The organism is Alteromonas sp. Mac1, from assembly GCF_001562125.1.
In the GTDB taxonomy this organism is placed as follows: domain Bacteria; phylum Pseudomonadota; class Gammaproteobacteria; order Enterobacterales; family Alteromonadaceae; genus Alteromonas; species Alteromonas stellipolaris.
Map to the genome: position 1 here is coordinate 2,355,366 of NZ_CP013932.1, position 25,137 is coordinate 2,380,502.

23 protein-coding genes are annotated in these 25,137 nt (G+C 41.4%); 7 read left to right on the forward strand and 16 right to left on the reverse strand.

All coding sequences use genetic code 11. From position 1 onward, the window contains the following. Position 1: 1 nt before the first annotated feature. The 6 genes from pseI to AV939_RS10070 all read left to right on the forward strand — a co-directional run bounded on the left by pseI (position 2) and on the right by AV939_RS10070 (position 5,829). Positions 2-1,051 carry a pseudaminic acid synthase gene (gene pseI / locus AV939_RS10045; protein ID WP_057793324.1) on the forward strand — a complete coding sequence of 350 codons (1,050 nt, stop codon included), beginning with the start codon at positions 2-4 and terminating at the stop codon, positions 1,049-1,051. Between the two features lie 4 nt (positions 1,052-1,055). Then, on the forward strand, positions 1,056-1,763 hold the full coding sequence (gene pseH / locus AV939_RS10050; RefSeq protein ID WP_082604954.1) for a UDP-4-amino-4,6-dideoxy-N-acetyl-beta-L-altrosamine N-acetyltransferase: 708 nt from the start codon (positions 1,056-1,058) through the stop codon (positions 1,761-1,763). 43 nt (positions 1,764-1,806) lie between these two features. Further along, positions 1,807-2,076 (forward strand): acyl carrier protein, encoded by a 270-nt coding sequence (locus AV939_RS10055; protein ID WP_057793326.1) that lies wholly within the window; start codon positions 1,807-1,809, stop codon positions 2,074-2,076. A 4-nt stretch (positions 2,077-2,080) separates the two neighbouring features. Further along, positions 2,081-3,451, forward strand: a complete 1,371-nt coding sequence (locus tag AV939_RS10060) for an ANL family adenylate-forming protein (protein WP_057793328.1) — start codon at positions 2,081-2,083, stop codon at positions 3,449-3,451. A 4-nt stretch (positions 3,452-3,455) separates the two neighbouring features. Next, positions 3,456-4,193 carry an SDR family NAD(P)-dependent oxidoreductase gene (locus AV939_RS10065; RefSeq protein WP_057793330.1) on the forward strand — a complete coding sequence of 246 codons (738 nt, stop codon included), beginning with the start codon at positions 3,456-3,458 and terminating at the stop codon, positions 4,191-4,193. A gap of 151 nt (positions 4,194-4,344) precedes the next feature. Beyond that, on the forward strand, positions 4,345-5,829 hold the full coding sequence (locus AV939_RS10070) for a CDP-glycerol glycerophosphotransferase family protein (RefSeq protein ID WP_057793333.1): 1,485 nt from the start codon (positions 4,345-4,347) through the stop codon (positions 5,827-5,829). Positions 5,830-5,858: 29 nt separating this feature from the next. Here the strand turns inward: AV939_RS10070 and AV939_RS10075 are convergent, their stop codons facing one another. Then, positions 5,859-6,746, reverse strand: a complete 888-nt coding sequence (locus tag AV939_RS10075; RefSeq protein WP_057793335.1) for a GSCFA domain-containing protein — start codon at positions 6,744-6,746, stop codon at positions 5,859-5,861. Positions 6,747-6,925: 179 nt separating this feature from the next. On the opposite strand from AV939_RS10075, the gene AV939_RS10080 reads away from it, so the two are divergent. Next, entirely contained in the window at positions 6,926-8,200 is a 1,275-nt protein-coding gene (locus tag AV939_RS10080) for a class I SAM-dependent methyltransferase (protein WP_057793337.1), read from the forward strand. Between the two features lie 32 nt (positions 8,201-8,232). On the opposite strand, the gene AV939_RS10085 is transcribed toward AV939_RS10080, so the two are convergent. The 15 genes from AV939_RS10085 to AV939_RS10155 all read right to left on the reverse strand — a co-directional run bounded on the left by AV939_RS10085 (position 8,233) and on the right by AV939_RS10155 (position 24,535). After that, on the reverse strand, positions 8,233-8,928 hold the full coding sequence (locus AV939_RS10085) for an acylneuraminate cytidylyltransferase family protein (protein WP_057793339.1): 696 nt from the start codon (positions 8,926-8,928) through the stop codon (positions 8,233-8,235). Beyond that, on the reverse strand, positions 8,928-9,791 hold the full coding sequence (locus tag AV939_RS10090; RefSeq protein ID WP_057793341.1) for a sugar phosphate isomerase/epimerase family protein: 864 nt from the start codon (positions 9,789-9,791) through the stop codon (positions 8,928-8,930). The genes AV939_RS10085 and AV939_RS10090 overlap by 1 nt, the downstream gene beginning before the upstream one ends. Then, a complete protein-coding gene (locus AV939_RS10095) occupies positions 9,788-10,393 on the reverse strand; it encodes a NeuD/PglB/VioB family sugar acetyltransferase (RefSeq protein ID WP_057793343.1) in 606 nt (201 codons plus the stop codon). Before AV939_RS10095 ends, AV939_RS10090 begins: the two co-directional genes overlap by 4 nt. Continuing rightward, a complete protein-coding gene (locus tag AV939_RS10100; RefSeq protein WP_063457193.1) occupies positions 10,386-11,441 on the reverse strand; it encodes an N-acetylneuraminate synthase family protein in 1,056 nt (351 codons plus the stop codon). The genes AV939_RS10095 and AV939_RS10100 overlap by 8 nt, the downstream gene beginning before the upstream one ends. Beyond that, positions 11,438-12,577 (reverse strand): DegT/DnrJ/EryC1/StrS family aminotransferase, encoded by a 1,140-nt coding sequence (locus AV939_RS10105; RefSeq protein WP_057793346.1) that lies wholly within the window; start codon positions 12,575-12,577, stop codon positions 11,438-11,440. Before AV939_RS10105 ends, AV939_RS10100 begins: the two co-directional genes overlap by 4 nt. Next, entirely contained in the window at positions 12,570-13,697 is a 1,128-nt protein-coding gene (gene gmd, locus AV939_RS10110) for a GDP-mannose 4,6-dehydratase (protein WP_061997617.1), read from the reverse strand. Before gmd ends, AV939_RS10105 begins: the two co-directional genes overlap by 8 nt. A gap of 15 nt (positions 13,698-13,712) precedes the next feature. Then, on the reverse strand, positions 13,713-14,792 hold the full coding sequence (locus AV939_RS10115) for a hypothetical protein (protein WP_138118079.1): 1,080 nt from the start codon (positions 14,790-14,792) through the stop codon (positions 13,713-13,715). A 138-nt stretch (positions 14,793-14,930) separates the two neighbouring features. After that, positions 14,931-15,929, reverse strand: a complete 999-nt coding sequence (locus AV939_RS10120) for a Stealth CR1 domain-containing protein (protein ID WP_057793351.1) — start codon at positions 15,927-15,929, stop codon at positions 14,931-14,933. Positions 15,930-15,940: 11 nt separating this feature from the next. Beyond that, complete coding sequence (locus AV939_RS10125) at positions 15,941-19,126, reverse strand: motility associated factor glycosyltransferase family protein (RefSeq protein ID WP_158443233.1); 3,186 nt, start codon at positions 19,124-19,126, stop codon at positions 15,941-15,943. Positions 19,127-19,326: 200 nt separating this feature from the next. Continuing rightward, the gene (locus tag AV939_RS10130) at positions 19,327-19,641 is read right to left on the reverse strand and encodes a hypothetical protein (protein WP_061997618.1); all 315 of its coding nucleotides are present in this window, start codon (positions 19,639-19,641) and stop codon (positions 19,327-19,329) included. Further along, positions 19,638-20,066, reverse strand: coding sequence for a flagellar export chaperone FliS (gene fliS, locus AV939_RS10135; protein WP_013785132.1), 429 nt, complete (start codon positions 20,064-20,066; stop codon positions 19,638-19,640). Before fliS ends, AV939_RS10130 begins: the two co-directional genes overlap by 4 nt. Positions 20,067-20,084: 18 nt before the next feature. After that, on the reverse strand, positions 20,085-21,518 hold the full coding sequence (gene fliD, locus AV939_RS10140) for a flagellar filament capping protein FliD (RefSeq protein ID WP_013785133.1): 1,434 nt from the start codon (positions 21,516-21,518) through the stop codon (positions 20,085-20,087). Between the two features lie 24 nt (positions 21,519-21,542). Beyond that, a complete protein-coding gene (locus AV939_RS10145) occupies positions 21,543-22,031 on the reverse strand; it encodes a flagellar protein FlaG (protein WP_057793356.1) in 489 nt (162 codons plus the stop codon). 89 nt (positions 22,032-22,120) lie between these two features. Beyond that, positions 22,121-22,960 carry a flagellin N-terminal helical domain-containing protein gene (locus AV939_RS10150; protein WP_057793358.1) on the reverse strand — a complete coding sequence of 280 codons (840 nt, stop codon included), beginning with the start codon at positions 22,958-22,960 and terminating at the stop codon, positions 22,121-22,123. A gap of 723 nt (positions 22,961-23,683) precedes the next feature. Continuing rightward, positions 23,684-24,535, reverse strand: a complete 852-nt coding sequence (locus AV939_RS10155) for a flagellin N-terminal helical domain-containing protein (RefSeq protein ID WP_057793361.1) — start codon at positions 24,533-24,535, stop codon at positions 23,684-23,686. Positions 24,536-25,137 lie beyond the last annotated feature (602 nt).

A 25,137-nucleotide genomic window follows, 5' to 3' on the forward strand; every position in this document is an offset into this window, starting at 1 on the left:
CGTGGATACATTTTCAATTGGTCACCATACCATTGGTGACACACAGCCCCCTTTTATTATTGCGGAATTATCGGGTAATCATAACCAAGATCTTGATGTTGCTTTGGCCATGGTAGACGCTGCCGCAGAAGCTGGTGTTCATGCATTAAAGCTACAGACTTACACTGCTGATACCATGACATTAGATATTGCTACTGGCGAGTTTTATATTGATGATGAGAATAGCCTGTGGCACGGTTCGTCGTTATATCAGCTATATGAAAAAGCGTTTACGCCATGGGAGTGGCATAACGCTATTTTTGAACGAGCGAAAGAAAAAGGTATGGTTGCCTTTAGCACACCATTCGATCTTACTTCAGTAGCGTTTCTAGAAAGCCTAGAAGTACCTTGTTATAAAATAGCCTCATTTGAAAATACTGACCACGCGCTCATTGCTGCAGTGGCTAAAACAGGTAAACCCGTTATTGTCTCTACGGGTATGGCAAGTTTGACAGAAATTTCAGAAGCGGTAGATGTGTTACGTGACAATGGCTGTGAGAATTACGTGCTACTTAAATGTACTAGCCAATATCCTGCCGACCCAGTAAACGCTAACTTAATGACCTTGCCCCATTTAAAAGCCATGTTCGGATGCCATGTGGGATTATCTGATCACACTACGGGTATAGGGGTAGCCATTGCAGCTGCCGCACTAGGCGCGAGTGTAATTGAAAAGCATTTCGTTATTGATAGAAATGCAGGCGGCGTGGACGCGGCATTTTCTTTAGAACCGAAAGAATTTAAACAGCTAGTAGAAGAAAGCCAACGCGCACGCATTGCAGTGGGGGAAGTTAATTACGGCTGTACAGAAGCAGAGGTTAATTCACGGGTACACAGGCGTTCGCTTTATATCGCTAACGATTTAAAGGCGGGTGATGTTTTAACCCCCACAAACTTGCGTTCAATTAGACCAGGCCTTGGTTTGCCGGTTAAAAATTTGCCCATGCTGTTAGGAAAGCCTGTCAAACAAGATGTGGCAAAAGGTACCCCTATGAGCTGGGACCTTATTTAATCCCATGACGCATATTCCCGAAACACCCAAACAAGTGATACCCAAACAAGTAGCACCTAAACCAGCAGCGCCTCTTTCAAAAGCAACTAGCGCAAAAACTAAAACATCGCCGAGCAGTCAGTTTATACCGTTAAATGAAACGCACCTTGAAACGGTGCTTGGCTGGCGTAACTTGCCGCATATACGCGAAAACATGCACTCTACTGATGAGATAAGCTGGCAACAGCACCTTAGTTGGTTTGAAACACTTAAAAACAACGCGGGTAAGCAGTTCTTTGTGTTTATGCAAAACCAGCGCCCTATTGGGATTTTAAATTTCACTTTAATAGGCGCTATTAAGAATAGCAATGAACTGACTGCGCCCTGCATAGAATGGGGATGTTATATTGGTGAGGACAATGTGTGGCCTGGGTCAGGGTTACTATTAGAAATTGCCGCACTCGATTATGCATTTATCAGTAAAAATGCAGCAACCTTGTATGCCGAGGTGCTGTCGTCTAATCAATCCGTGCTCAAAATGCACAAATTGTTTCAATACGAAGCACTTGAAGATCGAATAGATGAAAAACCAGAGAAAAAAGACGGCACTACTGTTACGGTTAAGCGCTTTTTATACCAACAAAAGCAGTGGCTTACCAAACGGGAAAAAGTACTTTCAATGTTACCAAAGCAAATTGGCGCAGCGGCACAGCATATACACTTTGTTGATTAACGTAATTTGCGACTTCTTAAACTATCAATAATGAACGAGACCAATGAGCGATTTAAACAGAACTGAGTTAGCGCAAACTATTTTAGATACCATGTCGAATGTAGCGGTTATTGCAGATTGTACGCTCATCGATACCATTACTGATGAAACCGTACTGCTTCAAAGCGGTTTAGATTCACTAGGATTTGCCATGTTGGTAGCGCAGCTTGAAGAAGACTTAGGTATAGACCCATTTAGTGAAATGCAACTCGCCGTATACCCTCGTACTTTTGGAGAGTTCACCGCGCTTTATGCAAGTGCATTAAAGGGCTAACAGGGTGTTGTCGCTGCTCGAGCAGGTTTCAAAATTTTCAGGTATTGCGCTTGTTCACAATACAAGGGCAGATAAAAAGGCAGCAAAAAAGGTAGATAATAGCGTTAACGATGACGCTCGAGCTATTCAATACACCACTTACGAAACCCTAATTGCCGAAGCCAAAGCATTACGCGCTAAGGGAAACTTGCCTTGCCAGGCGGTACTTACTTTTGATGATCTAACCACCTTTGTAACCTATTTGCTAGCCTATGAAGGCGTGGTGGAAAATTTATATCTACAACCTGAAGCCCCGCTTGCTCTTCCTAATACAAGCAACGCATATAACAGCAGCACAAACACGGTAGATATCACACACAAAAAACCAGCTGCAACCGTGTGGCACTTGGCCACGTCTGGCACAACAGGTACGCCCAAATGGATTGCTCATACTAGCTCTAGTTTATGCCGCGCTATTAAACACGGACGGCAACATCAGCAAACCCGCTGGGCATTATGCTACCAACCCTTTCGCTATGCAGGCCTGCAAGTAATCTTACAAAGCCTGCTCAATGGCGCCACGTTAGTAGATTGCACCACCGCAGATACCGCCAAAAAAGTAGATATCATTAGGCGCGAGAAAGTAAATGCGATTTCCGCCACCCCCACCCTTTGGCGTCAATTTTTATTAAGCGGCGCTTTTTCAGATAGCTCGCCTACTTTCACTATCGAGAAGATAACTCTTGGGGGAGAAATTACCGATGCCCCGTTGATGGCCCTATTGGCAAGCCAATTTTCGAACGCAAAAATTATGCATGTATATGCATCTACTGAAGCTGGTGTAGGCTTTGCGGTTACCGACGGTCAGCCTGGTTTCCCAAAACAATGGCTAACTTCGGGAGTGAATGGTAATAGCTTAAAAGTGGATAGCGAAAATGTACTTTGGATCAAGGCTAACGCAGCGCAAAACACTAAATTAAACAAGATAAATAACACCATTGTAGAGGTCGATTCACAAGGCTACGTAAACACAAATGATGTAGTAATAATTAAAGACAATCGTGTTTACTTTAAAGGCAGAGCAAATGGTGCCATTAACGTCGGTGGGCAAAAAGTGCACCCCGAACATGTAGAACAAGTACTATTACAATCGCCATTAGTGTCACAAGCGCGAGTCTACGCGAAGCAAAGCAGTATCATGGGGCAACTCGTCGTGGCAGATGTTGTGCTCTCTGCTAGCAAAGACATCGAAACAAAACCCACAATAGCGTTATTGCTACATTGTAAAAAGCATCTTGCTCGATTCGAAATGCCCACAAAAATTAACGTTACTGATAGCATAGCCATCAATGCCTCAGGCAAGATAGGCAGAGCACAACAAGCGTCAACAGAGTAAATATATGCAGCAACCAACATTGAATAAGAAACTAGTGATTGTGACGGGCGCGAGTCGAGGGCTAGGCCTTGCAATATGCCACTTATTGGCAGCAGATAACTACCAAGTGGTGGCGATTTCACGGGCAAGCAGTGACGCCCTTGATGCATTGTGTAGTGGCAATGATGTTACCCATATTCCATTTGATTTAGGGAACCTTGATTCACTTCACGAACTGACTAAATCAATAGTGAAAACACACGGTAGACCTTACGCGCTTATAAATAATGCCGCCGTAGGTTTTGATGGTGTGTTGGCCACTATGCATAACAGCGAGATAAACACGCTGCTGAATGTGAATGTTCAGGCGCCCATTTTACTGACCAAATATTTGTCTCGCGCCATGCTACTTAACCGCACGGGGCGAATTATCAATATTTCTTCAATTATTGCCAACACCGGATTTAATGGTTTAAGCGTTTATGCTGCCAGCAAAGCGGCGCTTGAAGGATTTACCCGCTCCCTTGCACGGGAAGTTGGAAAAGCCGGCATAACAGTGAATTGCGTAGCCCCTGGCTACATGCAGACGGATATGACAGATAGCCTTACTGGCGACAAGCTTGAAGCAGTGAAACGCCGTAGTCCGCTAGGCACACTTGCCACGCCTGAAGATGCGGCAGGCGCCGTATTGTATTTATTAAGTGATAGCGCAAAATCAATTACAGGTACAACCATAACCGTTGATGCTGGCAGCACGGCTTAGCTAGTTGGCTTAAATTTTTGGTTTGGCAGGCAACGTCATAAGAACGTTTAATTATCGATTAATGTTAGTTACGAACTCGATACGGATTGGACAGGCATTGGCATTGGCATTGGCATTGGCATTGGCGAGAGCTTAGCGAGAACGCATTACTATGCAGAGCAATATTAATACCTCACAACCAGTATACGTAGCACCAGCCAACCCAGCAGGAAGGGCGCTTGCGAGTGCACTAACGGCTGAGGGATACAACGTATGCGGGCTTGCTGATAATTTAAAGCAAGCCGATGGAATAATAAACTCACACGCTCAATCAAAACCTGATGCCATCGTTATTATTTGCAACGGCCCATACACTCATAATGTCGCCAAAGGGCTTATGGCAAGAGGGTTTGCTCCCCACCAGCTTTACACTTCGTTAAGAGAAGATGTCGACACCACAGTGCAAACGCAAAGCTCTGGCGCAAGCGCTCACTCGGACATTCGCCCATACAAAACGCCGATAAGCGAAAAGTTTAAGTCATTTCGGTTTAGAATATTATCGTTCACCATCAAGGTATTAAGGAGCATAGTGCCGCAACGGGGCTATGTGTATTACGCAGAGCAGTTTTTTGATACCAATATGCTGTTAGCGTACCGACAACACCGAAGACAATACCCTGATGAACCCTGGTTGATAGGCAGAAATATCAAGCAAGATTTAACCATGCTGGATGCCGACAATCATCTACTACGCTTATTTTCGCTTTACGGGCTGTGGAAAATGGTACGTGCTAAAAAGATGGTGGTAGATCATGAGTTCACCGGGAATACCTTCACCCTTTTAAGAAAGTTTATTCCTGTTGTACAGCTATGGCACGGGTTACCTTATAAAGCGTTGAGCGGAAATATTCATTACCCTGATATTTGCGATGATGCCTTCATATCTAGTTCATCATGGTTTAACGAACACATCTTTCCCACTATTTTTAGGGCTAAACGCTATTTAGATTTCGGATACCCTCGAAATGATGTGTTTAGTCAATCACCTCAAGCGCGAGACTGGATAAACGCTGAGCCTCTCAGCACATTGACGCATATTCAAAATACCACAGGTAGTATTATTGTATACGCCCCCACCTATCGCGATTGGGGGGATAACGATTATCCGTTAGATTTAGATAAGATAAACGCGTGGTGTGAGAATAATAAACGCGCTTTTATTTTAAAATTTCACCCGTTTATTTCACGTCAATTTGGGGATGCCATGGCACTGCCTGATAGTGAAAATGTTCAAACGCTTCCTTCGCACCCTCATATCTATTTATACCCTAGTGGAAAGAATATATACCCTTGGCTGGCCGATGCAGAAACCTTGATTACTGACTATTCGTCAATCGCGTATGACTTTTTATTGGCAGACAAACCGATTATTTATTTTCAATATGACAAGCAGGATTATCTGAAATTACGTGGAAATACATTGGTGAGTGACAATGATTTTATTGCGGGGGAAGTGGCGTTGACTATTGATGAATTACTTCGTCTTCTTACCGACTCTGCGGCAGCAAATACTGAATTAGTATCAGCACTGCGTGATAAATTTTTGCTCGGTAACAAACCGGCTTGCCCATTAATTCTTGAAGAGGTTAGAAGTTAAATCTTACAATAGTAATTGCCATCTTCTCTCTAGTCGTTAGCACTCAGGTAATACTCATCGAAAATTGACATTATCGTTTCAACAGTATCAGGCGTAATGTGTCTATTATCTTCTTTCCAAGGCGACTCAATGTAGTCATTTACTAACTCGTATGATGGGAAATAGAGGGCATCTGCATGCTCCTTTTGACTTAAAAACTCATGCAATACAGCACGGAGTGTTGCTTTAGAGGCAGTATTCGCGGCAACTACTGACTTTCCGTGATACGAACCAAGGAGCGGTATTGGGGAAAGGGTAAACAATACTTTCGCACAAGGAACGTTACTTTTGATTAAGTTATAAATTCGACGTAAATTCTCTAAATTTTCGGAAAAGGAAACAAACCGACTTTCAAATCGAGTTGGATCTAAGCGTCTATTTGGCACAAACTTCCAGAGGTATTGCTCACTCTCTTTGTCATACCAGGCCTCTGTGAGACCCAATGTTATTATAAAAAAGTCTGTTTCTTTAATAATTTGTTTGCAGGCTTCCAGACTATGGTATGTCTGTGCTTTTTCTTCGGCGGAACCGATGAAAACGGAGCCCAAAGGTTTGTTGTTAAACGCCCACTCAAACTGGGCAAGTAGAGCCGGTGTATGCACCATTATTTCGTCAATACGAATTAAATCCGATTGATTGTGGTCCCAGCTATGAGCATTAACCTGATAACCTTTTTTGAGTAAATAGCGAGAAACATTTCCAGCGAAACAAGAGCCAAAGGCAGTTATTTTTGTATTTTTAGTAATCAATGGCTCAGGCGGGGCGTAACCGTGCATAAAATAGTCTGAGACCGCCTCGGCACTCTCAAGTTGCGTATTACCTGGCCAACGATTCAAGCCATTGAACCCATGCTTTTCTAAAACGCTCAACTTACGCATCTCTGTCTCCGGTATTAATCATTCTCACACCTTTATTATCGGCCATACTCCAGTACGCTTAACACTTTTCTTAAACTAAATAAAAAGTTACCTTGACCAGCCTTATTCAATGAAACGCTTTAGAATATTGAATAATTGCCGTTAAACCATGTGACTACTTATAAGTAAAGGCGCCCCAAATGCTTTCTGAAAGATTTAAAAATGATAACGTCGCGAGGTTAACATTAAAGGAAGCGCAACTAGCCGCTAGGAACGAGTATTTGTCTCAAGTGGCTCTTGGCAAATATCAGTTCGAATCGGTACTTTGTGAATGTGGAAGTAATGATCTGGAAATTTTGGCTAAAAAAGACAGATACGCCATTCCGATTACCACACAGATATGCAAGTCATGCGGCCAAGTTTTCAGCTCTCCACGCTTAAACCAAACAAGCACCTCAGATTTTTATGCTAATTTGTACAGAAAGCTCTATGTAGGGGCCGCGGCTGCAGACGAACAGTTTTTTAATCGACAGGTTCGTCACGGCAATCGAATATTACGCTATTTATCAGATGTTATTAAGCCCAATAGAGGTTCTGTTTTAGAAATTGGCTGTGGTGCCGGAGGAATATTAAAGCCTCTCGAAGAAGCTGGCTATTCGTGTATTGGGGTGGATTTAGGGGACACCTATTTAGACATGGGCCGACAATTTGGGTTAACTCTTCATTGTATGTCTTCTCAACAACTTTATGAAACTACAAAAGAAAAATTCAATTTAGTTATTCTCAGCCATGTGTTTGAACACTTTCTTGATATAGAGAAAGAACTCAACACCATCTCATCGCTTCTTGCAAAAAATGGCCTTCTCTATATAGAAGTTCCAGGCTTATTCAACCTCAGAAACACTTATGACAGTGACTTTCTTAAATACTTGCAAAATGCACACAACTATCACTTTAACTTGGCATTATTGAAAAGAGTACTTGGTAAATATGGATTTTCATTTGTGAAGGGTAATGAAAATGTACAAGCCGTATTTAAGAAATCTGACAACTCTGTACCTTGCACTGATAATCAATACCCAAGCATTCGCGCATATTTAGATGACCTAGAGAGCAATCGAGAATGTTACGTTAAGCAACAAAGTGAGAACGCTGAATTAGCGATACGTCAACGCTTTAGCGAGCTCGATTTAACACTCAGTGCTTTCCCCGACAAATCCGTATCTCTTTACGGAACTGGCCTGCACACGAAACAATTACTGTCTTACATCACTCAAGCAAAAAAGTTAAAAAATATCATATCGCCAGATGCGGCAGAACATGGGAACACAATGGGAAACCTTCCGATAATTGCCCTTGAAGAACAGATTCCAAAGGCTATTGTTATTTCATCCAATTCGTATCAAGAAACGATATTTAGACGAATAAATCATCTTGAATCTAGTGGGGTTGAGATTATTTGCCTGTACAAGTGATTCACTTAGCATTAGCTATGCTGGAGGATAAGTTACTGCTGACGCTTAAGTGCTAAATTAAATTCATCCAGCGTATCAATATCAATTGAATCAACTTCGTCCATCACAAATGAATAGGTGGTGGGCTGGTATTGTGCAAACAAACTATCAACCTGGTAAATGAAGATAGCGCCATTGGGCATGTAAACTCGGCCATTGTTCTGTCGATTAAATAATCCACCTTGGTTTAAGCTATCGTCAAGGAACCTAAGTTGCCCTTCGGAATTATCTTGTAGCAACCATCGGTACTTATTCTCAACTTGATAGACTGACGCTAGTGACTTTTCTTCGCTAGGAATACGTTCAAAATACTCAAGAGCAGCATTGATGTGCTCATAGGTTCTAAGCGGGGATGTGGGTTGAAGGCAAACAACCACATCATAAAATAGATTAGCTTTTGCCATCTCATCTACTGCATGTTTAAGTACTGACATCATTCCTGCTGTGTCATCAGAAAGTGTTTTGGGTCGAATAAAAGGCACATGTGCCCCCCACTTTTTTGCCACTTCTGCATACTTATTACAATCGGTAGATACGACAGCATCTAGCACATATTTTGACTGCTTAGCGGCCTCTATACTCCATGCTAATAAAGGCTTGCCATTAAATGGCAGTATATTTTTGTCTTTGAGCCCTTTTGAGCCAGAGCGGGCTGGAATAACAGCTAAAACGCGCGGATGATTAGCCATCACGAATTCAACAACGCCGCTGTACTTTCGTAGCTTTCTTGCAAGCTACCATCGTAAACTTCAAGCGTAATCGTTTTATTGTTTAGAGCGACACTTTCTAGCAACTTAAATACTTCGGTCCCCTTGTGCAGCCCATGATTGGTATCGGCCATGCCATTATTATCACTAAAGTGTAGGTAGTCAGATTGTGCAACCAAGGTTTTAAGTTCATTGTCAAAACTTAGGCCCAAGCTATTACAGCTTACCTTAAGGTGTGCAATATCAAGCAACAATGGTGCGCCTGTGGCCTTTTGCAATTTTTTTATTGATACGCTGTCTGTCGCTAGAAACGGATTACCTTGCGTGAAGGTCTTGTGATTTGCAGCCGATAAAACATTATTTTCCACATAGAGTTTTACACCGTGCTCAATAGCTCTATCGTTGACTTTTTCCCATGCAGCAGCGAACAATTCAATGGCCTCATTCTCAGGCTGTAGTGCAACATTTGTAAATGCTTTACCTAACTTGTTTGTGTCGGGCTGCAGACGAAACCCTGCATGAATACCGTATACTGACGCCTCCAATTCATTTGATAATTCAATAACATTGAGAACATGCTCGATGGAACGGCGTCGTTCAAATTTATCATGAGATGATAAATTCAAAACAAAATGCTCTTTGGGAGGGGGAAAGTAGTTGTGGCATCGATACGTTAAGCCTAGCTCAGATTTTAATGCAATTAACTCTGCTTTCCACTCAGGGTATAAATTAGTTCCCCCGGAAAGTTCGATATTTGTAAAACCTTGATCAGCCAACATTTTAACGCTTTGCGCGATACGGCTATTATTGACACAACTGCTGGAAACAAAAATAGCCGAGTTCATGGTTTCACCTTTCTAGCTGGACTACCTACGTAAAGTCCTGGCTCATCAATATCACAATTCACAAACGCGTTAGCACCAATAATAACACCATCTGTTAAGCGCACACCTTCTCGGATAACCGCGCCAGCTCCTACAAAGCATCTATCTCCAAGCGAACAACGCCCTAATACCATAGCACCAACAGCAATATGGCTATGACATCCTATTCGGGATTCATGCTCAACAATAGCATGGGTATTAACAATCGTGTTTTCACCCACGATACATAAAGGACCAACATAAGCGCCTGAAAATATTTGAGAGCCCCGTTGCGCTGTCGCATTTTCGTCTATGCTTGCGCGCAGATGTACTAATGGCTTATTCCACAATCGAGTGTGGTACTGGTGAAACATGGCTTCTCGTATTTTGTTATCGCCTACTGATAGGACTAGAGACTCTACAGATTTTGCCAAATCCGATACAACCGGTATACCCATCACGTTTTCATCCGCTAAGGCTGTGCTATCGACTATACGCGCCACTTGCACATCAATTGAACGAAGTAGCGATAATACTGAACGAGCATGCCCTCCGGCACCAAGCAAGGTGATTACGTCAGACATTTACTATATCGCCTACGTTCAATAACTTTGTCGCTAATTTTCCATATACACTTTGGACATAATTAGCAGGGATCCCTACACCACCAGTTCGTTTCGCGCAAATATTACTCTCATTAAAGGCAACACCTGGCTCAATATGACAACTCGCCACTAAACACTTTTGAAGTGAAAGCCTGTTTTCACGCTCACACAATTCCACACGTTTTATATTGCGCCCCATCATGGTATCTACTCGCCTTATTTCACGCATAAAGCTAATTAATTCATCGGGTGAAAGCGATGCTTGGTGGTCAGGGCCAGGCAATGTCTTATCTAGCGTAAAGTGTTTCTCGATAACTAAAGCTCCAGCGGCAACTGCATAGGGCGAAGCACCTATGCCTACCGTGTGATCGGAATAACCAGCGATAATCCCATAGTCTTCCGCGTATTTGCGAATAACTCTTAGGTTCAAGTCAGCCTCTGGCGCAGGGTAACTGGAGGTACATTGGAGTAACACCACATCTTTACAGGCTTCATGAATTGCAGAAATAGCGTGATCGACTTCTGACTGCTCACTCATGCCGGTAGATAATATAATCGGAACACCTATCTTAGCGGCATCTAGAAGAAAAGGAGTATTGGTTAAGTCAGTGGACGATATCTTTAATGCTGACAATCCCAACGTAGCGAGAAAAGAAAGGCTAGGTTCATCAAATGGCGTAACTAGAAAATCAATGCTTTTAGTTGCGGCATACTCTGCTAACACCTTGCATTCATCCGCACTAATCTCCAGTGCCTTCAACATTTCATACTGTGATTGACTATCAGTTTTATTACCAACTTGATATGCGGCTTTTTTTACATCAGCTTTAATAAGGGCATCAGTATTAAAGAGCTGAAATTTAACCGCATCTGCGCCTGCAGAAACCGCTGTGTCTATTAGTTTCTTAGCCAACGCGATATCACCATTGTGATTCACCCCGGCTTCTGCAATGACATAGGTAGGCTCCCCTGCCCCTATAGTATGTTTTCCTATGGTGACATTTTTAGAAAAGCGATAAATTGTCATTTCGAAAGGCTCCGTTGGCGGTTGGTAATTGCGGTACTGATGATTTCACACACTCTTTGAATATCTTCACAACTCAAACCTACAAAAGTGGGCAATGACAAACCAGATGAAGATAATACATCGGTAGATTTCAGCGCAGCTCTTTCATTTGAATAAGGCGGTTGCTGATGTAATGGGTAAAAGAACAATCGCGACTCTATTTGGTGTTCCGTTAAAATACCTTGTAATTCGGCTGCACTAATTCCACTTAACGCTTCATCTATTCTTAAGGACATAAGCCAATTAACAGGTATAGCCCCCTTAATAACTCTTTTAAAAATGACCCCAGGAACATCCGTTAGATATTTTTTGTAGAGAGCTTCTTGTTCACTACGTGCTTTTGCAAATTCATCGAACACATTGAGCTGAGAAACGCCAATAGCAGCTTGAATGTTGGTCATTCTATAGTTTAATCCCGCTATATCATGCCAATATCGTTTCTCGGTGCTCATGCCGTGATCTCTTAGCGTTCTGATTTTAAGCGCGAGTGCATCACTATCTGTCGTCACCATCCCTCCCTCGCCGGTGGAAAGGAGTTTATTCGCAAAAAAGCTATAGCACCCCATATCACCAAAAGTACCTAAATAACGGCCATCTAGTGTAGCACCAAGCGACTCAGCACAATCTTCAATAACGCTTAAGCCGTTGCGTTTAGCGAAATCATTAATCTCATGCATCCGTGCCGGGTTCCCGTATAGATGTACGGGAATAATAGCTTTAGTTTTGTCTGATAACACCGCCTCAGCGTCGTTAACATCCAGTGTCCACTCATCTTTATTTACACAACAAAGCACAGGTGTTGCGCCACATAAAATAACTGCATTTGCGGTAGCGGCAAACGTTAGGTCGGGCACAATAACTTCATCTTCCGATCCGATCCCTAAACAGAGCAACGCGAGATGAAGTGCAGCCGTCCCACTGCTAACGCTGATGGCGTGCTTAGCCCCGCATTTTTCTGCAAATTCGTTTTCGAACCTCTCGACGTAAGCCCCTTTCGATGAAATCCACCCCGAATCTAAACAATCAACAACAAAGGTTTTTGCTTCTTGAGTGAGATAAGGCTTTGATACTGGTATAAAATCACTGTTGCTATTCATTACTATACTTATTTAAAATCGCTTCATCTCTTGAAAGGGATAAGTCGTGAGTCATCATTTCATTTACCATTTCATTCAGTGTGACTTTGGGTTTCCAACCTAATTCACGCTCCGCTTTACTTGCATCCCCCCACAATACGTCCACTTCATTTGGGCGAAAATAAAAAGGATCTATTTTTACTACTACATCACCGACATTAAGGCTACTTATAAAGCTACCTAAAAGTGTTTCCGTTTTTTCTTTATCAATTGTATCTATTCGCGCTATTTCATCTACACCACTACCTTGCCAAGCAAGCGTGATACCTAGTTCAGCAAAACTCAATTCAACAAACTGCCTTACCGAGGTTTTACTTCCTGACGCGATGACATAATCTTCAGGTTTATCTTGCTGAAGCATCAGCCATTGAGCTTCGACATAATCCTTAGCATGCCCCCAGTCCCTTTGTGCATCTAGGTTACCTAAGTATAGGCAATCTTGAAGACCATAAATCATACGCGCGATAGCTGAGGTAATTTTACGGGTAACAAAAGTTTTACCCCGTAGCTTAGACTCGTGATTGAATAAAATGCCGTTACAGGCAAACATCCCGTAAGACTCTCGGTAATTAACGACAGACCAGTAAGCATATAATTTTGCAGTGGCATAAGGTGAGCGAGGATAAAACGGCGTAGTTTCACTTTGCCGAGGCTCTTGAATTTTGCCATACAACTCAGACGTTGAAGCTTGATAGAACTTTACTTTATCAGCCTGTTTCAAGGTTCTAATTGCATCTAGTAGGCGTAAGGTACCAATAGCATTTACGTCAGCTGTATTTTCTGGAGCGTTAAATGAAACATGTACGTGACTTTGCGCGGCTAAGTTATACACTTCTGTGGGTTCAATATCGGCCAGTAATCTTACCAATGACAGTGGATCAGACATGTCGCCATAGTGTAGATAGAAATTATTTTTAGTCCCTTGGGGAGGCTGAACAAGATCGTGTACGCGATCTAAGTTTGGCAATGAAGCCCGTCGCCTTAACCCGTGAACTTCGTAGCCTTTACCCAGCAAAAAGCGCGATAGATATGCGCCGTCTTGCCCTGTAACCCCAGTGATTAGTGCTATTTTCTTTGCCATTACCTGACCTTAAAATTATTGTAAGTTAAGGGTCGTTATTCCAAACTCTTCAAACCTATCATATATAGACTCAATATGATCTCGAAGCGTAAACCTGTCACTGCCGTAATGACGTGTGCCCATAGCGGCCAATTCATTTTCATTTAACATATAACAAATTGCCTCACACGCATTGCCTGACAGTATTTTCATGTTAAATAAACTTGTTGAGTGTAAACCTACTACCTTTTCAGGCATACGACCTTGCGAGGCACACGCTAATTCATAAGGCTGATCGTGAAATTCTATTGTGTATCCCAAATCAGATAAAATCTGCGCCTTAGATTTTATATCTTCCGCTCTGTGAGCAAAGTAAATTAATGATGTTTTTGCATCATGGGACTTAGCAGCATGAGTCAAGATGTCGTAATAGCGCTTCGAATCAAGCAGGCCCTTTTCACATACCGGCGAGCCAATGAAATGCCGCTCTACGTTTTCATTATGGTCGTGTAGTGCAAACTGCTGTCGAAGCAACGACAGTGTATTTCGAATAGAATGCTTACTATCATTAAATTCAAATATAGAAAAAAGGCGAAACTTCGTAGGATTGTGAGATATCCCCAATGAAGATTTTAGCTCCCATGCCAGCAATTTTCGCTCGGGGTTGTCTGAATGCATAGAAACAGGAAGCATATAATCGCTAGGTCGAATTATAAACTTTTCAAAAACATTCGTAGCGGCGCCATCATCCACTAATACCACGTTATCTGCATTGATATTACATGCAATATCTTGCATCCATAGCTGTCGCAGGTCGCCAATTAATACCGTCGAAAAAGCACCTTTTGCAAATACAGAGATAAGATCTGAATAGGCGCCAATTCGCGAAGCTAAACTGCCTTCTTTAGGGATAGAGAGTAGCTTTACAGATTCAGGTTTCGCAATCTTATGCATTGCCTCAATTTGAAGCATAGAGTTTTCACAGAACGTAGCTGCATTCACTACGGTAATACTGACCCGCCGTCCCATTTGATGCAAATATTCCAACGCACACCAATATTGAAATGGTGATGAGATGAGCATTAAAATCTTCAATTGATGGTTGTCACTTGTCATTTACTGTTTACCCAACGACAAAAACGTCTGCACTTTTAGAAACTTATATTGATATGACCATGAGTTTATCACCTATAAACCACAGGTCGTAAACTCCTTATTTATCGGCAGTAAACGTAAACAGTAAAGCTTTATTTTTTAAAGGGCTAATTCAGACACGAGTGGCGGGCCACAGAGCGCTTCTAAGTCACTTTTTACAAAGGGTAAACGGGGGTAAAGTGATTGATACTCGTTGATACAAAACATTTTCCGTTTGTTTTGACGAAACAAGTCAAAAAGAAACTTAATTTTTTCAGCCTCACCTTCTCGGCATAACTGAAAACTAAAATGTACCATGGGTTCGGTACCGCTTGTCTCAACGTTTTTATGTCGGTAGCAATAATGATTGTGTAAGGATTCAAGCAAAAATTGGCTACGGTGCCTGAACTTGTGAGCTAAGTTATTTGTGAATTGAGCTGGAAATTTATCCCTAAGCGTTTCGATAATTTGTCTATCCATAGGTTGAAACCCATGGCTTATATTTATAAAAGAGTGAGAAGGGAACCCGAGCATTTTTGCGGCATTCATCATGCCTTGCTGATATAGTGTTGGCTTTATTTCGGCGGTGTGTGAGACCCAATCACCATAAACTACAGGCAGCCCTTGCTTGAAGAAAAAGTCAGGCGCAACATTGCCCCCAAGCATAAAATCATCGTTGCCATATATAAATTTCTGGCTCAACCCTGGAATTTTATCGATTAAAGATACTATGCTGCGGGTGTTAAATGTAGGCAGGTACTTTTCATTTCCAGAAAATATAGCTTTGTGATCAACTATCTCGATGCGATCTTTATAAAGCTTTTTGGACTCTAAAAATGAAGGTATTTGACTATCGGTTACCAGCCAAATTTTCCTATACCAGGGGGCATGATGCTTTATTGAACGTAGACAATATCGCAGTTCGCTTGTCTGTATAAATCTTAGGTTATCAATCGACTGCTCTTCATCTCCTGGATTACAACCTATATCAGAAGATAAAAAGGCCTGCCTTTTGGCACGGTGTTCAGGCGCATCTCCGTCTACCCAAAGTATAACGAAATCTATACCACTTTCTTGACTAACTGGATCTGGGCTACTATTGGACGTAGATAAAGTCATAAGTGCTTGGCTTAGCGCGTTTTTCGGTCAATAAATATTTGTTTCATGCTCTGGTATTTTTCATCATTTATTTTTCGACCGAGAATATCTAAAACCTTAATATGCGGGAGATAATAGACCCTATCACCATTACCTAATAATAATTCCTGCTCATCCAAACGACGTTGGCTGAGTAATAAAAAGTCGGAACCACTATAAGCATAAATCCCCTCAAGTGAGAGTAATCGCTTATCGAACCAAGGTGTATCCGCTGCGTCATCGTTATAAATCAACTTGGGAACAAAAACCACACCATTAATGCCACTAATTATTGAAAGTACAGCAAAATTCAATCCAGTTTCATCGTTACATGACACGGAGTACCCTTCTGTTAAATAACTTCCAGGGATGTAAACTGAATTGCCGTCCTCGATAAACAATGACTCTATATTTTTTGCGACTTCTCTTACTATCACATATCGCTTCTGATTCGCTTCTTTATTTGAAGGTTCAAGGTTAGTGGTTAACAATGCGGCAGGGTTTTTCTGGTCTCTATATTCGTCCACAATAGAAATGAATGTGCTATTTCGGCCAATTGGCGCACTGCTTTCGATATCAATATTAAAAGGTTTTGAGGATAAGTAGTTTCTTAATAAAATTTCTCTACGTTTACCCATAAAACTAGTAATACCATCCAGCTCGAATCGAGCATGTGCAAAACCATCACGAATATACTTTAAGTAGCGTTTCCATATAGAAAGGAGTTCGCTACTTAATGAAATCATCCGTGTTTCATCACTTAAATTAGCCACTTTAGTGAGTGAGCTATTAATGTAATTTAACGTGCCATTTAGGTAAAAGAATAGAAGAGAGTTTTTGTTCAGCAAAGATTTGACCACAAAGTTCCTTTGCTCTTCTATTAGCACTGTTAAATCTTCTTTGCTCTCTAATTCTGTAGGTACTAATAGATGAAATTGAGAAAGCTCTTCTATTAATACATTACTGTCGTAGCGATTGTTAAATCGCTTTTCAAAGTCATCAAAATCTAGCTCTTTAAAAACCTGTTGCTTCATTGCTTCAACTGCGGCATCTCTTTGAGCAGCGCTACAAACTAAAATAGCGTCCTCTTTGCGAAGCGGTTTAGTTCCCGCTATTTTCGCGCCATCATTTAGGTTATAAACTTCGGCTTTCTTCACTGACAAAACATTTTCTAATACAGATTTAGATACTTTAAATTCATATTTCGTTTTTACCACGGGCCTAAAATTTCCAGGCAGAATCAAAGATGTATTGTTTTCAGCGGTGTAATCGTACAGTTCGTTGCCTTTCTCACTGTAATACCCTGAAGATTTCGAATGATGATAATTTTCATCTACAAACCCCATATCAGTCCCAAACAGATAAAACTGCTCAAAGCCGATTTCAGTCAGCAGATTCATAGCGAAATTAGTGACGGTAGGGTATGCGGCATCAAGAGCCCCAAAGGTCTTTTTGGGGTACAGTTCCGCAATAGACACTGTTGAAGCTTCACCTTGTTTAAATGCTAAATACACATCTTTGTACAAGTTACAGGTGTCAGGATGAATTCCGTTGCAGCTTATTAAACTGATTTGTTTTAAGTAATCTGGCGCATTAACACGAATCGCCCAATCATAGGTAGACCGATTTGATTCAATTTCTGCGTGAAAATGAGGCGTAATACCGTGTTTATAAAGTGTTTGAAGCGCCGTTCCACAAGAAACAATAATTGCGGCATCAGCTTCTTCTTTAATCAAAGGAATGAGATCGTCAAGCGAAGGGCCATTACCAACAATAAAAACCGGTACTTCTTTGTGAATAGATTCTAAATGAGTCGAAGGCTTATAACGCATCAGTGGCATGTGGTGCTTTATCGCTGAATGTGTGTGCGAAAGACCATATTTTGCATTATCGAGATAGTCACCCATCGCAATAATAACCTGTAACTGCTCTCTTAGTTGAGATACGGCGGTTACTAACCCTTGATTATAATAAGACTGATAAAAATATGAATTGGCCAACACATAGGGACCAATAGACTGAAACTGAACCAATAAATCATTAATTAGATTGCTTCCATCGTCTCCAATATTTAAGTAAAGACGACGTTCTTTTTTATTGAAATAATCTAAAATTTTAGCCCAATCAACGCTATATAAAGACGCGTAAAAGAAGTCTTTATTAGGTTCGCAAATAAATAATTTTTCTATATCGAAGTTTTCTACAAAATACTCGAAATCGTACCCAGCAGCCAAACCAAAAAAGATAGTCGATTTTACTTTTTCTGGTAACTGTCCCGACTCTTCTTCAAAGCCCTGTAGTACTTTCTCGCATTCTGTAACCAACTGATAGTGGGTATAATTGCGAAGCTTTTTCCCTTTATAACCGAGCACTAAACTGTCTTTATGAGGGTGCTGAGTAAAGTTTTTAAAGCTGTGATGGGCTTCATTTTCCGGCGCGTTACCATAGAAAAGAGCCCCAGTGGCTTTATAGCAAATATTGATGCTGCCATCGGCGAGTGCAATGGGCTCCCACACGGCCGGAGAATATGCTAAAAACTCTTTATATAATTCGGGGAAATACTGTTTTAGTGCATCAAGATTACGCAGCTTGGTGCTTTCATCAAGAAAGCTTTGATCCCAATTAAACTGATGCTTAATTTGAGTCCAAGGGGAAATATAATTAACAATAGGATTGAGTGTGGTGCGTTTAAATCGCCAATGCTCAAACTCATCCCAGGTCAGGGTTTTAAGGCCACTTTCAACTTGGTCGAACGTTGGATTATTAAAATGCTTGTATAACGCAAATTTTGTTAAACCTAAATGTTCTTGTAGCTCACTAATATCACTATATAAACTACTTCCATCGCTGCCTATTTGTAGAAATAAAGCAATTCCCGCTTTCTTCGCATCACTAAGAATATCTTTCCAATTAATGGATGAAAGTGAGCAAATAAAATAATCAACATTAGGTTCGTAAACGACAATATTTTTATATTTCTGGCACGCTATCAGTTCTTCAAGGTGATAACCTAGCCCCAACCCCAGAACGACCAATGTATCTGTAGCAGTGGTGACACCTGATTCTTCGACAGACACATCAAGTCTATCATTCAAATATGCACGCAAATGCCCACTTACTTCTTCTTTTGGTGAGATCCCATAAAGTACTTGACCAGTCTGAATGTCGACAATATTCAACTCGCCGAATCTATTGCACATTATCGTAGAAGACGTGGCTTCTTGATTGACGAAAAATTTTAGTAAAGAGGGAATTTGACGTCTAAAAGCCTCAACACCTTCGTGATGACGCCGCTGAATTGATTTCGCAACTTCTTGTTCAATATTCTGTTGCTTTTGTTCGTCTTCATCAATGTGAAACTGAATTTGGTTTAGCATGATTATTTATATTTCTTTAATGCTGCCCGCCCACGAGAATATTGAACGGCTTCGTCTTTAGCACTATCTAGCAAACCACGCGCCAATTTCTCTAATTTATCATTTATCTCTAACTCTTTAGCAGCGAAAGCTTTTTCTACTTCGGAGTCCATTTGCTTCAGCGCCCGCCTTATTACACGGTCGCGTAATTGAACCAAAGATCTAAAATTTTCAGTAGGAATTGGGGCGTCAGAAGGCACCAAACAGGCAGCTAATTTTTCATTAACTACCTGTAAGAATAAAGGAGTGAGTTCGTGATTAAAAATAACCTGGTTCACATAGCTTGACGATTTTGACGCTGAGCTTCAAAGGCCTCTTGCTTTGCAGTTTCAGGAATTTGTACCCACGCGTCTCGAATAGGTGTTAATAGGCTAGACACTTCATCAAGTAACTTCAAGTCGTTATTTACATGCGCATCATTTAAACGCTGAATCATGTAGTCATATAGATTAAACATGTTCTGCGCTACTTCACCACCAATTTCAAGATCTAACGTATCACGCAAGTGCATGAGGATAGCGCTTGTTTTAGAGATAAAATCTGCTTTAGTGATAAGATCTTTTCTTTCCATTGCACCTTTGGCATAGGCGATTCGATCTAACGCGCCTTGCAGCAGCATGAGTGTAAGCTTATGCGGATCCGCAGACGCTATATCTTGTTTTAGGTTACCTTTGCGGTAAGCGTTAATGCCTTTAAGTGCCATAAAATCTCCGAAAACTTCTTAGCCTAGTGAAGCAAGTAATGCTGAACTAGTCTGGTTTAGCTGAGCAACAGTTTGGTCTAGATTCAAATACTTATCTCGAAGAATTTCTTCATAGCTAAGCATTCTTAGTTCCAATGTCTCTCGCTCGTCGTACAAATCATCTCTATCGTCTTTGGCTGACCGTTCACGCAAACTAATGAGGCCACTGTAAGAGGTATATTGGTTTGCAAATTCATAAAGCCGTACCGCAACACCTTCATCGTCATCAGTAAATAGCGATGCTATTTCATCAAAATTATCTTCAAGGGCATCTGCAAGACGATCTTCACCTGAACCCAATCCATAGTCGGTTGTGCCAATTTCTAGTTTACCATCGTCATCAAATTCTATCCCTAATTGGAATAAGCCCCCCAACGCAGATGCGCTGTTACTGTCACCAACTATACTGGCCAAACCTGATTGAATTCCGCGCAATAAAGAATCTCCAGCCAACGCGCCATCATCTTCTAACTCTGACTCGCCGTATTTAGTTAGCAGGCCTATTTCGTCAATCAAACTATTATAGTTTTCTACGAAATCACGAATTTTTTTATCGAGGCCTTCCTTGTCGTAACCAATTTCCAATTTTGTCGAAAGAAAATCACCGACGGCGTCTTTAGGCGAAATTTCATTCACTTCAAAAGACACGTTTTGAATGGTGTTTTCAAATTCATTGGATTCACTTTCAACCGCGATACCGTCTATATAAGCAATCGCATTTTGTGCAGATTCGATATTCGCAGGGTCGATGCTACCTGCCCCACCAGTAGTAGAAAGCCTATCTAACTCGGCGTTACCATTATCATTGGTGATAACCAAATCATTGCCCGTACCCGTTTCACTAGAGCTAAACACTAAACGAGGGCCGGCAGCTGTGCCGGTATCGATAATGTTGGCAGTTACACCGAAATTATCATCTGCGTTATTAATTTTTTCTCTAAGCGCGGTTAATGAGGTACCCGCAGTAATATCGATGGTAAAGCTGTCGCTTCCGCCTACGTCAAACGTAAGTGAGCCAGTACCTGATGTGAGTACTGGATCTGAACTGGCGGTAAACGCGCCATCGTCGGTAGTAATTCGGCTGCCTTGGGCTAATTGCTCAACTACAATATCGTAGGAACCACGGAGGGCTGAATTAGATGCTTCTGCAGAAAGTACATCGTCATCTTCAGAAGGGTTAGTAATAGTGGGTTCACGACCATTGATATCGTTATCGCTTCGTAGATCGTCTACCGCATCTTTAAAATCAGAAAATTTGGATTTAATCTGACCTAACCCTGAGATTTCAGCTTCAATCTGTTCTTCTTTCGCATTCAGCCGATCTTCTTTGGGCTGACGCTCAGCGGTAAGAAGCTGCTGAACTAGGTCGTCAAGTGCTAAACCTGAACCTACACCTAATGATTGAATTGTCATACTTTACCTCGTTAAACACGGTTGCTAGACGCGATTATTAATAAATACCCCTACACTGTCGCCTACGTCTTGCTGTAAATCTTGAATACGTTCAGCAAGCGCTAATACTTCTTCAGAGGGTATTTGTCTTATTACATCACCAGACTCAGAATCTTTTACCGTGACAACCGAGCGCTTAGTTTCATCATCAATAGAAAACGCCAAGTTTCTATTTTGCGTTTGCAAGAATGATTCAACTTCTTGAACAGCGTTCTCTAGCGAAGCTTGATTCTCTTCTTCTGATACTTTATCGGCTAACGTACCAGAACCTTGAGCCAAATTTTGTACACTAGATACACCGTTTTTAAGCGCCGTATTTGTTCCACTACTATTTGCTTGCTGTTGGCCAGCACTATTATTTTCACTGTCGTTGCTCGCTTTACCTGAGCTCTCGTTAGGCGCAACTTTAGACACCGTTGCGGATTCAGAAGCTAATGCAAAAGCCTGACCAGTTTGATTATTTACGATTTCCACTTATTTCACCCCCCTTTTGAAACGACAAAACGGGCCCTTGCAAATAAGCAAGCACCCGTTACATTCCAACTAAGGTATTAAATTATAGCTTATCCAAGCAAAGATAGCGCAGTTTGAGGGCGCTGGTTTGCTTGACTTAGTACAGAAATAGATGCCTGCTGAATAATCTGATTACGTGTTAGATCTGCCGTTTCAGATGCAAAATCTGTATCACGAATCTGAGAACGTGCAGATGACAAGTTCTCACTGATATTGCTCAAGTTACGAATAGTTGATTGGAAACGGTTTTGAAGCGCACCCAGGTCAGCTCGAACTCCCCCAATACCTGATATTGCAGCGTCTACATCAGATAGAAGCGCAGACGCGCCATCTGCTGTGGCAACACTGTTGGTAGTAATACCCAACCCAGTTGCACTAAAGCCGCTGATAGAACCAAGATTAGTTGAAGATAAGTTCACAGAAATGGTTTGGCCAGCATTTGCACCTACTAAGAATTTAGCAGAGAAGTTACCGTCCAAAAGTTTCACGCTTCCGAATTGAGTATCGGTCGCAATGCGCGAAATTTCAGTTCTAAGCGCAGACACTTCTTTTTGAAGTGCTAAGCGGTCAGCTGAAGAGTTAATACCGTTTTGTGATTGAACTGCTAATTGGCGAATACGTTGTAAGCTAGATGTTACTTCGCTAAGCGCTCCTTCAGCAGTTTGTGATAATGAGATAGCATCGTTCGCATTACGAACAGCTTGGTTTAATCCTTCAACTTGAGACGTTAGACGGTCAGAAATTTGAAGACCAGCAGCATCATCAGCCGCACTGTTGATACGAAACCCAGATGACAATCTCTCAAATGACGTGTTCAATTTATCACTTACGTCAAAAAGCTGACGTTGAGCGTTTATTGACGACACATTAGTATTTACAAATAAAGACATTAGATTACCTCCTAGGGATTCAATGATGCCTGTGCTACCATTAAATCCTTCCAGTTCAAATTAGCTGGGTCACTACTCCCGACTAACTTCCTCTTGCAAAGTAAATTACATTACCCCTCAACAATAGGTATCGGCCAAGTCTTTAGCTTCTTTAGTTTTTTTTTGTCTTTTTTTAAAAATAAATCAAAATAATATTTAAGCTACTGATTTTTAATGGCTTTATATCTATCTGATTTTGTGCTTTTTTATCTTTAAGGCCACTAAAGCGACACAAATGCTAGTCTATTTACGATAAATCGATTCACATTCCGGCTGGCAACATTTACTTTTAAGGGTATTACGGCATCATTAGGTTTAACAATGATTCGTAGATTTGACACATTAAGTGAATACACTTGGCATGGAAGGTGCATTTATATTTGTGAATCATTAATTTTGCTCAAGTTAATGATTTCAGTTTGGCAGGGTGTTTCGGCTTAGAATAAAAAAAAGGCCGAGACATTAAATCTCGGCCAATCTGCTCACGTTAGGAGATTGAGCAAATACTGTTTCAGTCGGCTGGCAGGGTTTTAGTAGGATAAACTGGCCTCTCAACCAACACTTCTACACTCTCAGTCCTGTTAGTCGGCGCTTTCTCAAAGGGGGCGGCCTTAATTGGCCGCCATTCCTTCATTAGGGGATGGCCTCTCAACTCCTTCCCAATTAAAACGCCTTATTTACTTCTTACCCTAGTAGTGACAATGCCGCTTGTGGACGTTGGTTTGCCTGGGCAAGAATAGTTGTACTTGCTTGTTGAAGAATCTGGTTACGGCTCAACTCTGCCGTTTCGGTGGCAAAATCTGTATCTTTAATTCGTGATCTTGCCGCAGATACATTCTCAGAAATATTACTTAAGTTTCTGATGGTAGATTGGAAGCGGTTTTGAAGCGCACCCAAGTCTGCACGCAGGCCACCTATTGCAGATATCGCGTTATCTACAGAACCAAGTAGTGCAGATGCATTCGTTTCTGTTAATACATCATTATTCCCACCTGTAATTCCTAAACCTGTCGCACTAAAGCCATCAATGCCTGCGCGGCCCAATGCTTGTGTAGACAAGTTAACAGAAATCGTTTGCCCAGCGTTGGCGCCTACTAAGAAGCGAGCTGAAAACGCGCCAGTTAGTACATCTACGCCAGCGAACTGGGTAGTGGTAGCAATACGTGAAATTTCAGTACGAAGTGCCGACACTTCTTTTTGAAGCGCTAGTCTATCCGCAGAAGAGTTAATACCATTTTGCGATTGGATAGCAAGAGTACGAATTCGCTGCAAGGCTGTCGTGGTTTCTTGCATTGCACCTTCAGCAGTTTGCGACAACGAAATCGCATCATTTGCATTACGTACCGCTTGATTTAGACCTTGAACTTGTGAGGTCATACGGTCGGTAATTTGTAGACCTGCAGCATCATCAGCGGCACTGTTAATTCTAAAGCCAGATGATAAACGTTCAAATGCAGTATCTAAGTTATTGCCTGTTGAAAACAACTGGCGCTGCGCATTAAGCGATGACACATTAGTATTTACGAATAGACTCATGAGAGGTCTCCTAACAGTTTAAGTTTTGCGCTATTGATTTTATTATTTGCGCGAGTTAATTAAATATTTTGGCATAGCTTGTGCTTCACATAATTGTCAGGATTTTATTCTGACGCTTTAACGGGTCACTCCCGGTGAAGCTTGTTACACAGAGAAGGAAACTTCTCTTTTGCTGACTGTCGGGTTTGTTGTTCCAGACCTCAAACCTCTCACTACCTCCTGGCTTCATTCTCGCCAGTCAGCAGCCCAATCAGCAAACTTAACTCTTTATCGACTTACCTCACCATTTCCTTTAGAACTTTATGAAAATGATTTTTCAGGTTTCAAGCTATTGATCTCCTGACAATATCTAAAACCAAGCAGCCATCTAACACTCGTCAAAACCTATTAAACTTATTGCTTTTATTATTCGTTTTAGGCTTTAAAGAGAGGAAGTAATGTTTACCTTCCCTTTGTTATAGTTATCGTACCGGACTGCCGTTTACTTTAGGTTTTTTTGATCTTTTTAAAAAAATCTTTTATTTCAATAAATTAATTCGCAGAAATAAAAAAAGGCCGATTAAAAAATCGGCCTTTTTAAATATAATTCACTGTAGAACAGC

Bases quoted from the DNA above. Each gene is read 5' to 3' on its own strand.
- pseH (WP_082604954.1), top strand. From the start codon at position 1,056: ATGACGCATATTCCCGAAACACCCAAACAAGTGATACCCAAACAAGTA.
- AV939_RS10055 (WP_057793326.1), top strand. From the start codon at position 1,807: ATGAGCGATTTAAACAGAACTGAGTTAGCGCAAACTATTTTAGATACC.
- AV939_RS10065 (WP_057793330.1), top strand. From the start codon at position 3,456: ATGCAGCAACCAACATTGAATAAGAAACTAGTGATTGTGACGGGCGCG.
- AV939_RS10070 (WP_057793333.1), top strand. From the start codon at position 4,345: ATGCAGAGCAATATTAATACCTCACAACCAGTATACGTAGCACCAGCC.
- AV939_RS10075 (WP_057793335.1), bottom strand. From the start codon at position 6,746: ATGCGTAAGTTGAGCGTTTTAGAAAAGCATGGGTTCAATGGCTTGAAT.
- AV939_RS10080 (WP_057793337.1), top strand. From the start codon at position 6,926: ATGCTTTCTGAAAGATTTAAAAATGATAACGTCGCGAGGTTAACATTA.
- AV939_RS10085 (WP_057793339.1), bottom strand. From the start codon at position 8,928: ATGGCTAATCATCCGCGCGTTTTAGCTGTTATTCCAGCCCGCTCTGGC.
- AV939_RS10090 (WP_057793341.1), bottom strand. From the start codon at position 9,791: ATGAACTCGGCTATTTTTGTTTCCAGCAGTTGTGTCAATAATAGCCGT.
- AV939_RS10095 (WP_057793343.1), bottom strand. From the start codon at position 10,393: ATGTCTGACGTAATCACCTTGCTTGGTGCCGGAGGGCATGCTCGTTCA.
- AV939_RS10100 (WP_063457193.1), bottom strand. From the start codon at position 11,441: ATGACAATTTATCGCTTTTCTAAAAATGTCACCATAGGAAAACATACT.
- AV939_RS10105 (WP_057793346.1), bottom strand. From the start codon at position 12,577: ATGAATAGCAACAGTGATTTTATACCAGTATCAAAGCCTTATCTCACT.
- gmd (WP_061997617.1), bottom strand. From the start codon at position 13,697: ATGGCAAAGAAAATAGCACTAATCACTGGGGTTACAGGGCAAGACGGC.
- AV939_RS10115 (WP_138118079.1), bottom strand. From the start codon at position 14,792: ATGACAAGTGACAACCATCAATTGAAGATTTTAATGCTCATCTCATCA.
- AV939_RS10120 (WP_057793351.1), bottom strand. From the start codon at position 15,929: ATGACTTTATCTACGTCCAATAGTAGCCCAGATCCAGTTAGTCAAGAA.
- fliS (WP_013785132.1), bottom strand. From the start codon at position 20,066: ATGGCACTTAAAGGCATTAACGCTTACCGCAAAGGTAACCTAAAACAA.
- fliD (WP_013785133.1), bottom strand. From the start codon at position 21,518: ATGACAATTCAATCATTAGGTGTAGGTTCAGGTTTAGCACTTGACGAC.
- AV939_RS10150 (WP_057793358.1), bottom strand. From the start codon at position 22,960: ATGTCTTTATTTGTAAATACTAATGTGTCGTCAATAAACGCTCAACGT.
- AV939_RS10155 (WP_057793361.1), bottom strand. From the start codon at position 24,535: ATGAGTCTATTCGTAAATACTAATGTGTCATCGCTTAATGCGCAGCGC.